Source organism: Arthrobacter sp. GmRoot5-12, assembly GCF_059739365.1.
Genome location: NZ_AP046056.1, coordinates 3,136,670 through 3,150,616, shown reverse-complemented (window position 1 = coordinate 3,150,616; position 13,947 = coordinate 3,136,670). Strand labels below are relative to the sequence as shown.

Below are 13,947 nucleotides of genomic sequence, written 5' to 3'. Positions count from 1 at the left end.
CCATCACCTGGTGATGGGGCGTTTGGGTTTAAGGCGCAGGATCTGATGGGGCGTTTGGTTTTAAGGCCCGAAAGATGATGGGGCGTTTGGGTTTAAGGCGCAGGATCTGATGGGGCGTCTAGAGGAGGCGGCGCTCGGCTGCCCACTTGGTCAGTTCGTGGCGGCTTGAGAGCTGGAGCTTGCGCAGCACGGCTGACACGTGGGTCTCCACCGTCTTGATGCTGATGAAGAGCTCCTTGGCCACCTCCTTGTAGCTGTAGCCGCGGGCGATGAGGCGCATGACCTCAAGTTCCCGGGCGGAGAGCTTGTCCAGCTCGTCATCGGCAATATCCGCAGGAGCGGTGCCGAAGGCGTCCAGGACGAACCCGGCAAGGCGTGGGGAGAAGACCGCGTCGCCGCCGGCCACCCGGAACACGGCGTCGGTGATCTCGGCACCGGAGATGGTCTTGGTGACGTATCCGCGGGCACCGGCGCGGATGACGGCCACCACGTCCTCCGCAGCGTCGGAGACGCTCAATGCCAGGAAACGGGTGGTGGACAGGAGCGCGGCGGAGCCGGCGATGACTTCCCGGCCGCCGCCGCCCAGTCCTCCGGGCAGGTGGACATCGAGAAGAACGACGTCGGGCCGCTGCTGGGCGATCACGGCAATGGCCTGTTCAACGGTGGCGGCCTCCCCCACCACCTGGATGCCGGCGTCGAGGTCAGCTTTCAGCCCGGACCGGAAGATGGCGTGATCGTCCACGATGACCACCCTCACGGAGTTTGCCGGCCGGGCGCTTCCGGTACTTGTCCCCTGGGTCGTGTTCATGATTTTCCTTCCGCGTGTTCTGCTGCAGCCGGCAGCCTCAGGCGGACCTCGGTACCATCCCCCGTGCTGAGGATGGCCGCCGAGCCGCCATGCCGTTTCATCCTGCCGATGATCGATTCCCTGATACCGAGGCGGTCCGCCGGGACGTCCCCCAGCTGGAAACCGGGTCCCCTGTCCTTGATGAAGATCTCAGCCTGCCCGTCCGATGCCTCAAGGTAGACCGAGACGGTTCCGCCGCCGTGCCGCGAGGCGTTGAGCATGGCCTCCCGGCTTGCCTGGACCATTGCTTCGTGCGCCTCGGTCATGGCGGCGTCACCCACGGTGACCACCTCCACGGCGTTGCCAAGCAGGTCCTCCACCTCCGCCGCAACAGCCTTGATCCGGTCTGAAAGCTGACCGCTTTCACGGCCGGGGTCCTGGAACAGCCAGCCGCGCAGCTCGCGTTCCTGGGCACGGGCCAGGCGGACCACGTCATGCTCGTTGCCGGCGCGCCGCTGGATCAGGGCCAGTGTCTGCAGCACGGAATCGTGGAGGTGGGCAGCGATCTCCGCCCGTTCCGTCTCCCGGATCCGGCCGGCTCGTTCCGATTCCAGGTCCCGCCAGAACTTCAGCGCCCACGGCAACAGGACCAGCACCACGCCGCCCAGGACGGCCACGGACGCCAACAGCGCCAGCCAGGTCTGTTCCCAGGAGCCCGAGCCGGACACCATCACCAGGACCCCTGCCACCACCAGCGCCAGTCCTGCAGCGAGCCTGCCCCACCCGCCGGCCTGGTCCGCTTTGGTCTTGTCCACCAGCCCTGCGCGGCGCGTCTCATCCAGCTGCATCCAGGCGATCGACGCGCCGCCCAGCACAGCTGCAGCCGGGATCAGCGTCCCCAGGGACACGTCCACGCCCAGCATCTGCGCAATCATGATGCCGGCCACCAGCAGGAGCCCGCAGCCCAGCAGGATTTCCTTGCCGTACCGCATCCCGCGCGCCCGGAACCAAGGGGGCTCTCCGGAGGCTCCCGCTCCGGCCGGAACGGGCCCATCGGCACCTGCTGGTGTTCCGCCGTCGGACGCCGTCTCCTGCGCCGGCTGGGCCTGCTGCTGCTGGCCCGGTCCCAGCTGGCTGACGGCGGGAGCAATGGGCGACGCCGGCCGGCGGGCGTTGCGGCGCGCGGCCTCATCCGCGGTGGGCACCATGATCCAGAGCCATGCGTAGAAGACCAGGCCGGCCCCGCCGGCGAAGGAGGCGAGGACCATGCCCAGCCGGACATTCTTGACCGGCCAGCCCAGGTGCGCGGCGAGGCCGGAGCAGACGCCGGCGATGACACGGTCGCTGCTCCGTGCCAGGGGCGGGCGCACCGGGAGGGTTGTCATGGATCAATCCAAACACGGATCAGGGTTGCCCGGACCGTATCCGGCCGCTTACCGGGGACAGCTCAGGGGCCGTTCAGGGTATCCCCCAGTAGAGCGGCGACCCGCCCGGACGGGAGGATCGAGGTATGAACTCGCAGACCCCCTCCCCTGACGACGAACACCCTGCCGGGGCCATCCCCGGATCCGACAGCGAGCGGCCCACGGAGCCGCTGCCGTCCTCCCCTGCAACGCCTCCGGAGCCTGAGGTTGGCCCGGGTGCCGGTCCCGCGGCCGGCCGGTCAGGCGGTCTTGGCGCCGGTCCCTCAGCTGATCCCGGTGCCGGACCGGGCCCTGATCCCGCTGATAACACCCAGGGCTATGCCTACCGCAGCAGCCCCACCGCCCCAACTCCTTCCACCGACTTCTTCGGCTGGATCCGCAGCAACGGCATTTACCGGGGCAACGACCGTTGGGTCGGCGGCGTCTGCAGCGGCATCGCCCACCGGCTGAACGTGGACCCGATCATCATCCGCGGCGCCTTCATTGTCCTCACCCTCCTGGCCGGCATTGGCGTGTTCTTCTATGGCCTGGCATGGGCGTTCCTGCCGGAACCGGACGGCCGGATCCACGTCCAGGAAGCCGGCGCCGGACGTTGGTCCAGTGGCATGACGGGCTCCCTGATTGCCACGGTCCTGGGTCTCACCGGCCTGGGCGGAGGCTTCTGGGGCTGGAGCCATAACGGACTCAGCGGACTGCTCTGGACCGTCTTCTGGGTGGCCGGCGCAATCTATTTGGTCTACTACCTTTCCCAGCGCAACAAGTCCCACCCCACCATGGCCGGCCACACGCCGGCAGCCCCCGGCGCAGGCCACCCGGCCGGACGCCCGGGCGCGGACTACACCTCGTCGTTCTCCGCAGGCACGCCCTCCGGGCCGGCGCCCGGCTTCCCGGCGGCGCCGCGGTACAGCGGCGGCCCCACCAGCTCAGCATCCACCGGCATCTATGGCCCGGGCGGACACAGCACTCCTATCGGAACCGGTGTCGGAGGCACCTCCGCCGGCCCAAACGGCACCGGTTCAGGCAGCACAGGCCCAGGCGGGCCGGGCACAGGCGGGCCGGGCAGCGGCGTTCCCGGTGGAAGCAGCTACCCCGCACCGTGGGTGCCCCCGCAACCGCCAAAGCCCCGGCCGTCCGGCCCCGGCGCTCCCGCCGTCGCCATCGCCACGGGCTCGGCCCTGGTAGTGGGCGGTGGCCTCAAGGCGCTGGATGCCGCAAACATCATCGACCTGGGCGGCTCCGCCAACGCCATCGTGTGGGCCAGCGCGGCAGCAGTGCTAGGCCTGGGCATCCTGGTGGCGGGTTTCCGCGGCCGCACCTCCGGCGTCCTGAGCCTCTTTGCCGTAATCGCCCTGGTTACCGGCGGCATCTACAACACGCTGGACGACGGCCGGATGCGTTTCCAGCAGGTGGACTGGAACCCGGCAAGCATTGAGGAGGCACGCGGCGGCATCGACATCACCGCCGGGCGGGGCACCGTGGACCTCACGGGCCTGTCACCCACCGCCCCCCTGACGTCCGACGTCGTGGTTCCCCTGGACATCACCGCCAGCAACGTGACCGTGGTGATCCCGCAGAACCTGCCCGTCGACATCAAGGCGGACATGACCATGGGAAACCTTAACGAGGCCACCGGCCAGCGCGGCGGCACCACCACCCGCGAAAGCAGCTACAACGCGGACAAGCCCGGCAACCACCTGGTGGTGCGGATCGACGGCACGTTCAGCAACGTCACAATCCAGGAAGGCAACTGACATGGACAGCAGCAACATTCCGACGACGGCGGGCCAAGACCCCGCCGGACCGGCACCGGCGAGGGTGGGGACGGTGGTGTGGGGACTGATCGTCCTGGCGCTGGCCGCACTCATCATCGTGGCGCAGCTGGGCATCGTGACACTCAATGGCACCTACGTCCTGATCGGCCTCATGATCGGCGCAGGTGTGGCCCTGGTGGCCGGCGGCCTGCTCTCAGCCCGCAAACGTGACAACGCATCAACTACAGGGAAGTCTTGAACCATGGATAAGTTCTTCAGCATTGTCAGGGGCCTTGGCCTGCAGCGCGGCCCACAGCGGTGGCTCGGCGGAGTGCTGGGCGGCATCGCGGCCAAGCTCAACGTCGACGTCGCCTACGTCCGCATCGCATTCCTGCTGTTCTGCCTGCTCCCCGGACCTGCCGTGATCTTCTACCTCCTGGCCTGGGTGATCCTCCCGGACCAGCGCAACGAGATCCTGCTCCAGACGTTCCTGGACCGCCGGTCGCTCAACCGGCCCTGACCAGCCAAGTCGCCGGCGCCGGACACACTGGCGCCGGCACCAGAAATCGGCCAGGACCACGGCCCCTGCTTTCGCGGACACTCTCCGACAGCAGGGGCCTTTCCTGTCCCGGCACTGCCCGGCCCGGGCACCCCCATGTAACCGGTTTGTGTCGTACCCCACACACCCCATTACACTTCTAGGTGAGCTCAGCGTGGCGCTCTGCCTGTAAACCTTCTCTCCAGGATTTGAGCCGAACATGAAAATTGGAATCCTCACCAGCGGTGGCGACTGCCCCGGACTGAACGCCGTGATCCGAGGCGCAGTGCTTAAGGGCATCGCCGTCCACGGCCAGGAATTCGTCGGATTCCGCGATGGATGGCGGGGTGTGGTGGAGGGGGACATCATCGACATCCCCCGCACCATGGTCCGCGGCATCGCCAAGCAGGGCGGCACCATCCTTGGCACTTCCCGCACCAACCCGTTCGAAAACGGCGGCGGCCCGGAGGCCATCAAGGCCCACATGGACCGGCTGGGCATCGACGCCATCATCGCCATCGGTGGTGAGGGAACACTCGCCGCCGCCAAGCGCCTGACCGACGCCGGACTCAAGATCGTCGGCGTCCCCAAGACCGTTGACAACGACCTTGACGCCACCGATTACACCTTCGGGTTCGACACTGCCGTGCAGATCGCCACCGAAGCCATTGACCGGCTCCGCACCACCGGCGAATCCCACCACCGCTGCATGATCGCCGAAGTGATGGGCCGGCACGTGGGCTGGATCGCCCTGCACGCCGGCATGGCCGCAGGCGCGCACGCCATCCTGATACCGGAGCAGAAGGTCAGCATCGAGCAGATCACCGAATGGGTCAAGGAAGCCCATCATCGTGGCCGCGCGCCCCTGGTGGTGGTGGCCGAAGGCTTCGTACCCGAGCACATGGAAAGCCCGCACTCCGAGCGCGGCCTGGACACCTTCGGCCGTCCCCGGCTGGGCGGCATCGCGGACCAGCTCGCCCCCGAACTGGAGGCACGCACCGGCATTGAAACCCGCGCCACCATCCTGGGCCACATCCAGCGCGGCGGCGTCCCGTCGGCCTTCGACCGGGTCCTGGCCACCCGGCTTGGCATGGCTGCCATCGATTCCGTGGTGGAAGGCTACTGGGGCACCATGGTGGCGCTCAAGGGCACCGACATCCGGCACGTTGCCTTCGAAGAGGCCCTGGGCCAGCTGAAGACCGTCCCGCAAAACCGCTACGACGAAGCCGCGGTCCTGTTCGGCTAAGTCAGTGGGCCGCCCTAGGCTGGGACCATGACACTCGATCCCGGCTCAGCGGCCATCATCCAGCTGGCGTGGGCACGCCGGCTGGGCCTTGACGACGACGCGTTCGGGGACGCCCTGGTCTCCGGGGCAAGGATCGTCCGGGCGGACGAATCGGCCCGGACCGTCGAGTTCGTCCGGTTGTTTGGCAGTTCCGCGCTGGTGGGCCCGCAGAGCGTCATCGAAGCCGCAACGGACATTCCGGACGAGGAGATGGCCCAGCACGTCACGCTGCTGAAACTGACCAGGGACCGGGGCGGCCATGGGCTCGGCGCTGCCGCCCTGTTCTTCGCCGACGACCTGCCGCTGCAGCAGCCCTCCGGGGAACTCACGGTCTCGCACGGGAACCCGGAGGCCATTGAACTGGAGGGCCGCTGCCCGCCGGACGACGTCAACGAAGTGGGGCTCTCCGACCTCGAAAACCGCTACACCATCGTGCATGAGCAGGACGGCAGGCGCGTGCCCCTGGCCTGCGGTGCGTACGGCGAATGGGAGGGCCTGCTGGCCAACATGGGCGTACTGGTGAACCCGGAATGGCGGCGGCGCGGCCTGGGCTCGCTGGCCGCGTCCATCGCGGCGCACGAGGCCCTCGCCGCCGGGCTGACGCTGCAGTGGCGTGCGGACGTCAGCAACACCGGCTGCCTGGCACTGGCCAGGCAGCTTGGCCTCTCAGCCGGCGGAATCCAGACCAGCGTCCACCTTCGCTGACGCCTGGTCCTGGCCCTGCGTCCCCCAGCCCTGGACCGGCTGCGGCTTGGCGAAGAACAGTGCCACCGCCGCCCCCACCAGGATCACTCCGGCGGGCAGCAGGATGGACTGGCCCATCGCGGTCGAGAATCCGGCGTGCAGGAACCCGGGCAGCGAGCCACCCATTGCCAGTCCTTCCCCGGCGGACCCGCCCGGCCCTCCCGAGGGAAGCTCGGCGGCCAGCCGCGACTGGATCAACACAGCGATGGCCGCACTGCCCAGCACCGCGCCGATCTGGCGGGTGGTGTTGTACACGCCCGAACCGGCACCCGCCTGGCGCGGCGGCAGGTTCCTGGTGGCAGTGGTGCTCAGCGGGGCCCAAATGCCGGCGTTGGCGAAGCCCAGGACGGCGCTGGGCAGCAGGAACATCAGGATGGGCGTATCCGGCTGCATCAGGACCGAGTTCCACAGCAGCGCCACCGCCATGAGCACCAGCCCGGTGGCCGTGATGAACTTCGGGTTCACGCGGTCCACCAGCTTGCCCACCACGGGTGCAAGCCCGCCGGAGATCAGTGCCATGGGCACCATCATGAGGGCGGACTGTGTGGGGGTTAGGCCCCGGACCAGCTGGTAGTAGAAGATCAGCGGCAGGCTGAAGGCGGTCACCGTGAAGCCGACGGTGGTGATCCCGATGTTGGCCAGCGAGAAGTTGCGGTCCCGGAACAGCGCCAGCGGCAGCAGCGGCTCGCCCTTGTTGAACCGCTGCCACAGGACGAAGACAGCCAGCACCACGATGCCGGCGATTATCAGGCCCCACACGCTGATGGGCCCGGTGATGGTGCCCCAGTTGTAGGTTTCGCCCTCCTGGATCCCGAACACCAGAAGGAACAGCCCGACGGCGCTCAGCAGGACGCCGGGAATATCGAAGCGGTGCGGATGGGTGCTCAGGGCCGGGACGTTGCGCAGCGCCAGGATGAAGCCCACGACGCCGATGGGCACGTTGATGAAGAAGATCCACTCCCAGCCCAGGCCGTCCACCAGGACGCCGCCAAGGATGGGCCCGACGAGCGTCGCCATGCCCGCTGTTGCGCCCCAGACCGCCATGGCTGAGCCGCGGCGGTCCGGCGGGAAGATCCGGGTGATCACGGCCATGGTCTGGGGCGTCATCATCGCGGCGCCAAGGCCCTGGAGGACACGGGCGGCGATCAGGATCCGGACGTCGCCTGAGAGGCCGCACCACAGCGAGGCGAGGGTGAAGACCACCAGGCCGGAGAGGTAGAGCTTCTTGGGCCCGAACCTGTCGCCCAGCCTGCCGGTGATGAGCAGCGGGACGGCGTAGGCCAGCAGGTAGGCGCTGGTCACCCAGATGACCGAGTTGATGTCGGCGTCCAGCCCCTCCATGATGCGGGGGTTGGCCACGGACACGATGGTGGTGTCGATCAGGATCATGAAGAACCCGATCACCAGGGACCACAGTGCCGGCCAGGGCTTTGCTACGTTTTCCACTCGGTCATCCTTCAGGAGTTTTTGTTGGTGCCGGGCGGAACCCGGGCAGAGCTAGCCCAGCAGGTCCAGGATCTCCGTGCGGGCAAACATTTGCGCCGCGGCGCGTGCCGAGGGCGCACCGGCGTCCGGATCCGCTCCGGCGTCAAGCAGGACCCGGGCCACGTCCGTGTAGCCCTTGAATACGGCGCCTGCGAGCGGGGTCTGGCCCCGGTCGTTGGCGGCGTTGGCGTCGGCGCCGTGTTGCAGGAGCAGCCCAACGGTGCCGGCGTGGCCGTGGTAGGCGGCCAGCATGAGCAGGGAGTCACCGGCGGAGTTGGTCATGGTGGCGGGAACCCCGGCGTCCAGGTAGGCACCCAGCAGGGCGTCGCTCCCCTCACGCGCAGCCTCGAAGAGCGCCTGCGCCAAAGCCAGCGCGTCGTCGTCGTGCCCTTCCGCTGCCGTCGTCCCAACGCCGGCAGGCGTGGTCCCGGTGTGCTCGGTCATCAGCGTGGCCCCCTCAGGAATCCGGTCTGGCGCCCCACCACCTGGCCGGCATCGGGGGCAACAATGATTTCCTGGACGGCGGCATACGGCTCATCGCCGTCCAGGACGGTCAGTATCTCATCCGCGGCCACGGAACGTTTTATGACTGCCAGGGCCACAGGACCCATCTCGTAGTGCTGCGCCACGGAGGTGACGGTCCCGACTTTCCGGTCCCCTGCCATGACCGGGCTGCCGGCGGCGGGGAGGGTGTGCTGCGAGCCGTCCAGCTGCAGGAAGACCAGCCGGCGGGGCGGGTGGCCCAGGTTGTGGACGCGGGCGATGGTCTCCTGGCCTTTGTAGCAGCCCTTGGCCAGGTGCACCGCAGTGCGCAGCAGGTCAAGCTCGTGCGGGATGGTCTTGTCATCCGTCTCGGCACCGATCCGGGGGCGCCAGGCGGCGACCCGCAGGGCTTCCGCGGCGAGGACACCGGCCAGAGACCGCCCCGCGACGGCCTCTTCCAGTTCGGCGGCCGGGATGAGGTACTCGAACCAGGGGCGCTCCAGCCCCGGATGGTTCTCCTCCGACACGGTGGCATAGGAGTATCCGCCGGCGGATACGTGCGGCCACGGGTCCTGCCAGGCGAGGCGGCCGGACCACTCCGGGACGGCCCGGGTGCTGCCCACGACTGCCCAGTCGGACGAGACGTCGGCGATTTCCACCCGCAGCATGAACTTCATCCGGTTGAGGTACTCCGCCAGCGGCGCTGCCTCGGCGGCCTCAACGATCAGCCACGTGGTCCCGCCGTCGTCGACAACCCGGGCGTCAAAGTCGATGCGGCCCTGGACGCTGAGGAGCAGCAGCTCGCTGGACTCCCCCGGCTTCAGCGCGGCCACCTGCTGGGAGGACAGGGTATTAAGCCAGCTCAGCCGGTCCGGGCCGGTGACGGTGACCACGCCGCGGTGGGAAAGGTCGACGACGGCGGTTCCGGCAGCGAGCGCGCGCTGCTCGCGCAGCGGCTCGCCGTAGTGGGCGGCGACTCCGGCGTCAGGGCCGCCGGCCTCGACGGCGCCGGGGCGCGACAACAAGGGGCTGGGCGTAGTCATATGAAGTAGAAGTCCTTGGAGGCTAACGGTATTCCGGATTTTCGAAATCGAAATGGGTACCGGCGTTCCATTCGTTGGGCAGGTTGCCGTAGGCCGGGTAGCCGCCCGCATCCTTCAGCATCCTTGCCAGGTGCAGGAGGTTCCAGGTCATGAAGGTGGTGTTGCGGTTGGTGAAGTCGCTCTCCGGGCCGCCGGAGCCTTCATCCAGGTAGCTTGGGCCCGGACCAACCGGCCCGATCCAACCCGCGTCGGCCTGCGGCGGGATGCTGAAGCCGATGTGCTGAAGACTGTAGAGGATGTTCATGGAACAGTGCTTGATGCCGTCCTCGTTGCCGGTGACCAGGCAGCCGCCCACCTTTGGATAGAAGGCCCACTGGCCCCTGTCATTGAGCTGGCCGGAGTGGGCGTAGAGGCGCTCGATAAGTTTCTTGGTCTGCGACGAGTTGTCACCGAGCCAGATGGGGCCCGCCACCACCACGATGTCAGCTTCCTGGACAGCGGGATAGAGATCCGGCCACTCGTCCGTGGCCCACCCGTACTGGGTCATGTCCGGGTAGACACCGCTGGCGATGTCGTGGTCCACGGTACGGATCACCCTGGTGCTGACACCCTGCTTTTCCATGATGCGGCGGCTGATGGCAATCAGCCCGTCCGTGTTGGATGTCTGCGGCGACTTCTTCAGGGTGCCGTTGAAGAAGACGGCCTTGAGGTCGCCGTAGCCGCTGGGCTTTCGTGCTTGATCCGTGCCGTCTTCCATGAGGTTTCTTTCCTGTTCAGGAGACTCTATGCAGGAACGCGGAGGCGTGGGCTTCAAGGCCCTTGCCGGTTTCGCCGCCTGTCGCCACGTCCCACCGCCACAGGAGGTTGCCGTCCACCAGGCCAAAGATCCGGGTGGCCGCACTGTACTCCTTGGAGTGGCTGCCACGCATCACCATGTCGGTGGTCAACTGGATCTGCGGGCCCTTGATCTGGCCGTAGTACAGCTCGGTGATGCCGCCTGGGTGGGCGATGGACACCGAGATGTCGAAGCCGCCGTCCTTGTTGCGCAGCGCCTCCACCTCATCGGCACTCTTCAACACCGGGACGATGTCGGCAGGCACCAGGCCCGGGCCGCCGTCGGCATCCAGCTGCTTGCGTTCAAGCGCCCAGAAGCCGGTCTCAACGGTGAGCGGCCGCAGGCGCGTGCCCTCGTCGTCGGTCAACCAGCTCTCGGCCCGGTACTGCAGGTACGGCAGGCCGTTGTGGGTGAAGGAGACGTGCTGCAGGAAGTGTTCCGAATCCTCGTCGCCGCTGCCCAGCCGGCCGCGGCCCTCCCACTCGCCAATGAGCCACGAAAGGGGGACGAGTTCAGGGGTCAGATCTGTAGGAATCTCAATGGGCATTTGTTCTACCTCGAGATACGGCCGGCTCCGGAAGAGGGGTGGCTACTTCTGGCCCTTGAAGAGGCGGTAGACCACGAATCCGGCGAACCAGGCCATGGACAGGCTCGCGATGCCGAGCAGGACAAGGAAGAAGATTTCAAAAGCAAGTACGGACATGGTGCCATCCTAACCCGTTAGTAGATGAGTAGTTTGTCTATGAAGTAAGCGAGGGATCCCACCGCTGAGACGGGGGCCAGGCCCATGCTCAGTGCGGCCGCAAAATTCAGCGGGGCGCCGCGGAGCGTGGCCAGTCTGCGGAAGCTTGCCAGGACCGCGCCCACCACCACGCCGAAGACCGCGGCCGGCAGGACGGCGATGTCCGACAGGACCAGTCCGGCGAGCGGCCCGGCCAGGCCCGCCAGGACAATGCCCAGCGGAGCAATGATGCTGTCCGGCCAGCGGATAAGGCCGGCCAGCAGGGCCACCGCGGCACTGATTGCCGCCACAAGCAGCATTTCGCGGACGCCGTTGAACCGCGCTCCGGCAACCCAGCCGGCGCCGAGGCAGGACAGCAGGACACCGGCGCAGCAGCCCAGTGTGGACTCCAGCCGCTGGGCCTGTCCCGTACCGCGGACCAACTGCACCACAAACACCGCCATCATTCCCAGCGCCACGAAGGCCGGCGTCCAGTCCAGGTAGCCCGGGGCCGGCGCCACGCCGGCCGCCACGGCAGCGCCTGCGCCCGGCAGGGCGATGACGGCGGCAAGGGTCTTCTTGGCGGGGATGCGGAGGAAATGCGGCCACCCGATCCCCACTGCGGCGGCGATGGCGACACCGACGGCGACGAGTGCTTCAGGCGAGGCATAGACCCCGGCGATGATGGCGGCCAGGCCGGCGATGCCGACAACGCCGATGGTCCAGAAACCCAGCGAACGCACGGGTGCCTGCAGGTCCGCCGTCATGCAGGGCCCGGCCTGTGCTTCGTCGGTGCACTCACTGCGCTGTTTTCCCATCCTGGCGTTGGCCGGAAGGCTGGTCCGCCCCCTCATGGCAGGGCTGGTCCGCCCTGCTTCAATCCTGCCTTATGTGAAGGGCATATGTCGCAAAACGCTCCCGTCCGCGGCCTGGATCTGTGGCCTGGAGGAGGCCGCCGGGTATACTCAAGGTTCAGCTACGCTCCCTGCTGAGGTAGCTGGCCGGCGGCGTGCTGACGGCCCAGAGCCTCGTGCAGGAAGCCAGTACCGGCCGGTGAGAATCCGGTTCAGTCGCCCAATGATGCGCGGACGGCCCTTGGAGGAACAATGTCGCACATCCTGTTACTGACCAACAGCACCGGTTCTTCGGTGGACATCCTGCCTGCCCTCGAATTGCTGAACCACAGGGTCCACATCCTCCCGGCCGAGCCCACGGCCCTCCTTGAGACAGACCCCTGCGACATCGTCCTGCTGGATGCCCGCAAGGACCTGGTGGGCGCCCGTTCACTCACGCAGCTCCTGAAAGCCACCGGGCTGAGCGCCCCCCTGGTCCTGATCCTCACAGAAGGCGGCATGGCCGCCGTTTCCTCCGCGTGGGCCGTTGACGACATCGTCCTCGATTCCGCCGGGCCCGCCGAAGTGGAGGCGCGTATCCGGCTGTCCGTTGCCCGGGCAGTCCCCGAGCAGGAAGACGCTCCGAGTGAGATCCGCGCCGCCGGCGTCATCATCGACGAGGCAAGCTACACGGCACGCGTCAACGGCGCCCCGCTGAACCTGACGTTCAAGGAGTTCGAGCTCCTGAAATACCTGGCCCAGCATCCAGGCCGCGTGTTCACCCGGCAGCAGCTCCTCACCGAAGTCTGGGGCTACGACTACTACGGCGGCACCCGCACCGTGGACGTCCACGTCCGGCGCCTCCGGGCAAAGCTCGGCGCGGACCACGAGAACCTGATCAGCACGGTCAGGAACGTCGGCTACCGCCTCACCCTCGTCCGGCAGCAGGAAGACGAACTCACCGAGGCCTGAGCCCCGGCGCGCCATTGACGTATAGCCTTGGCTCATGACTCCAGCGCATCCGCAGAAGTGGCCCGTCCATGTCGTCCGGGGCGGAGTTGACCAGCAACTCCTGAAGGACTGCCGCGACCTCCTGGCCGCGGCTGAGGAATCGGATGGAAACCCTTCCATCTCCGAGCAGACCCTGGTGACCATGCGCGCCGGGGACTCCGCGGAGCACACCCTGCTGACGCTGGCCCTGTATGCACCCGACGAGGACTCCGATCCGGCGACCGGACAGGACCTGGCGGGCTTCGCCGTCGTGGTTGAGGAGCCGGACGGCCACGGCATCCTGGAGATCGCCGTCCACCCCTCCTACCGGAACCAGGGCGTGGCGGACCGCCTGGTGGGGGCCCTCAAGGAGGTCCGGGGCTTTGGCGGGCTGAACGCCTGGTCCCACGGCAACCACGAGGCAGCTGCCCACCTTGCTGCGCGGTACGGCTACGCGCCGGTGCGTGAGTTGTGGAAGATGCGGATGACGACGGCGGGCGCGGAGCTTCCCGACGCCGGCCTCCCGGACGGGGTGGCCATCCGCACCTTCGTGCCGGGCAAGGATGAGGACGCCTGGCTGGCCGCCAACAGGGCCGCCTTCGCCCACCATCCGGAACAGGGGAACCTCACCCGGGCGGACCTCGAGGCGCGCATGGCGGAGGACTGGTTCGATCCGGCCGGGTTCTTCCTGGCGGAGGACCGGGCCGGCCGCCTGCTGGGCTACCACTGGACCAAAGTCCACCCCCGGCACGGCTCGCACCCAGCCATCGGCGAGGTGTACGTGGTGGGCGTGACACCCGAAGCCCAGGGCATGGGCCTGGGCAAGGCATTGACCATCGCCGGCATCAGGCACCTCCGCGACTCCGGGCTGAACGGGGTCATGCTCTATGTGGACGCCGACAATGCCGCGGCCGTCGCCCTCTACCGGCGGCTCGGCTTTACGCGCTGGGACATGGACATCATGTATGGCCCGGCGGCGGGGTAGGCAGGACAGCCGGAAGAATCCCCCGCCCGCGTGAAACAGGGGC

General features: G+C 67.9%; 15 protein-coding genes. 7 read left to right on the top strand and 8 right to left on the bottom strand.

The window, feature by feature from the left end; genetic code table 11:
* Nucleotides 1–118: 118 nt before the first annotated feature.
* The gene (locus AC6JAM_RS14550; protein ID WP_018769115.1) at nt 119–808 is read right to left on the bottom strand and encodes a LuxR C-terminal-related transcriptional regulator; all 690 of its coding nucleotides are present in this window, start codon (nt 806–808) and stop codon (nt 119–121) included.
* Complete coding sequence (locus tag AC6JAM_RS14545) at nt 805–2,172, bottom strand: ATP-binding protein (RefSeq protein ID WP_488315824.1); 1,368 nt, start codon at nt 2,170–2,172, stop codon at nt 805–807. The genes AC6JAM_RS14550 and AC6JAM_RS14545 overlap by 4 nt, the downstream gene beginning before the upstream one ends.
* A gap of 125 nt (nt 2,173–2,297) precedes the next feature.
* On the opposite strand from AC6JAM_RS14545, the gene AC6JAM_RS14540 reads away from it, so the two are divergent.
* The 5 genes from AC6JAM_RS14540 to AC6JAM_RS14520 all read left to right on the top strand — a co-directional run bounded on the left by AC6JAM_RS14540 (nt 2,298) and on the right by AC6JAM_RS14520 (nt 6,490).
* Nucleotides 2,298–3,962, top strand: coding sequence for a PspC domain-containing protein (locus AC6JAM_RS14540; protein ID WP_497935168.1), 1,665 nt, complete (start codon nt 2,298–2,300; stop codon nt 3,960–3,962).
* A 1-nt stretch (nt 3,963) separates the two neighbouring features.
* Nucleotides 3,964–4,221 carry a hypothetical protein gene (locus AC6JAM_RS14535; RefSeq protein ID WP_018769112.1) on the top strand — a complete coding sequence of 86 codons (258 nt, stop codon included), beginning with the start codon at nt 3,964–3,966 and terminating at the stop codon, nt 4,219–4,221.
* 3 nt (nt 4,222–4,224) lie between these two features.
* Complete coding sequence (locus tag AC6JAM_RS14530; RefSeq protein WP_018769111.1) at nt 4,225–4,482, top strand: PspC domain-containing protein; 258 nt, start codon at nt 4,225–4,227, stop codon at nt 4,480–4,482.
* Between the two features lie 238 nt (nt 4,483–4,720).
* The gene (locus AC6JAM_RS14525) at nt 4,721–5,746 is read left to right on the top strand and encodes an ATP-dependent 6-phosphofructokinase (protein WP_018769110.1); all 1,026 of its coding nucleotides are present in this window, start codon (nt 4,721–4,723) and stop codon (nt 5,744–5,746) included.
* Between the two features lie 27 nt (nt 5,747–5,773).
* Nucleotides 5,774–6,490 carry a GNAT family N-acetyltransferase gene (locus tag AC6JAM_RS14520; RefSeq protein WP_497935167.1) on the top strand — a complete coding sequence of 239 codons (717 nt, stop codon included), beginning with the start codon at nt 5,774–5,776 and terminating at the stop codon, nt 6,488–6,490.
* On the opposite strand, the gene AC6JAM_RS14515 is transcribed toward AC6JAM_RS14520, so the two are convergent.
* From AC6JAM_RS14515 to AC6JAM_RS14490, 6 genes are all read right to left on the bottom strand, one after another.
* Nucleotides 6,452–7,975, bottom strand: coding sequence for a DHA2 family efflux MFS transporter permease subunit (locus AC6JAM_RS14515; protein ID WP_018769108.1), 1,524 nt, complete (start codon nt 7,973–7,975; stop codon nt 6,452–6,454). The two genes, AC6JAM_RS14520 and AC6JAM_RS14515, sit on opposite strands and share 39 nt — an antisense overlap.
* 51 nt (nt 7,976–8,026) lie before the next feature.
* Entirely contained in the window at nt 8,027–8,458 is a 432-nt protein-coding gene (locus AC6JAM_RS14510; protein ID WP_018769107.1) for an ankyrin repeat domain-containing protein, read from the bottom strand.
* Entirely contained in the window at nt 8,458–9,540 is a 1,083-nt protein-coding gene (gene ygfZ / locus AC6JAM_RS14505) for a CAF17-like 4Fe-4S cluster assembly/insertion protein YgfZ (RefSeq protein WP_056388904.1), read from the bottom strand. The genes AC6JAM_RS14510 and ygfZ overlap by 1 nt, the downstream gene beginning before the upstream one ends.
* 22 nt (nt 9,541–9,562) lie before the next feature.
* Nucleotides 9,563–10,297 (bottom strand): flavodoxin family protein, encoded by a 735-nt coding sequence (locus AC6JAM_RS14500; RefSeq protein ID WP_497935166.1) that lies wholly within the window; start codon nt 10,295–10,297, stop codon nt 9,563–9,565.
* A gap of 16 nt (nt 10,298–10,313) precedes the next feature.
* A complete protein-coding gene (locus AC6JAM_RS14495) occupies nt 10,314–10,922 on the bottom strand; it encodes a nitrobindin family protein (RefSeq protein ID WP_018769104.1) in 609 nt (202 codons plus the stop codon).
* A gap of 173 nt (nt 10,923–11,095) precedes the next feature.
* Nucleotides 11,096–11,863, bottom strand: coding sequence for a permease (locus tag AC6JAM_RS14490; protein ID WP_497935165.1), 768 nt, complete (start codon nt 11,861–11,863; stop codon nt 11,096–11,098).
* Between the two features lie 339 nt (nt 11,864–12,202).
* Between AC6JAM_RS14490 and AC6JAM_RS14485 the strand changes: the two genes are divergently transcribed.
* Nucleotides 12,203–12,901, top strand: a complete 699-nt coding sequence (locus tag AC6JAM_RS14485; RefSeq protein ID WP_018769102.1) for a winged helix-turn-helix transcriptional regulator — start codon at nt 12,203–12,205, stop codon at nt 12,899–12,901.
* 34 nt (nt 12,902–12,935) lie between these two features.
* Nucleotides 12,936–13,904, top strand: a complete 969-nt coding sequence (gene mshD / locus AC6JAM_RS14480; RefSeq protein ID WP_497935164.1) for a mycothiol synthase — start codon at nt 12,936–12,938, stop codon at nt 13,902–13,904.
* Nucleotides 13,905–13,947: the final 43 nt, after the last annotated feature.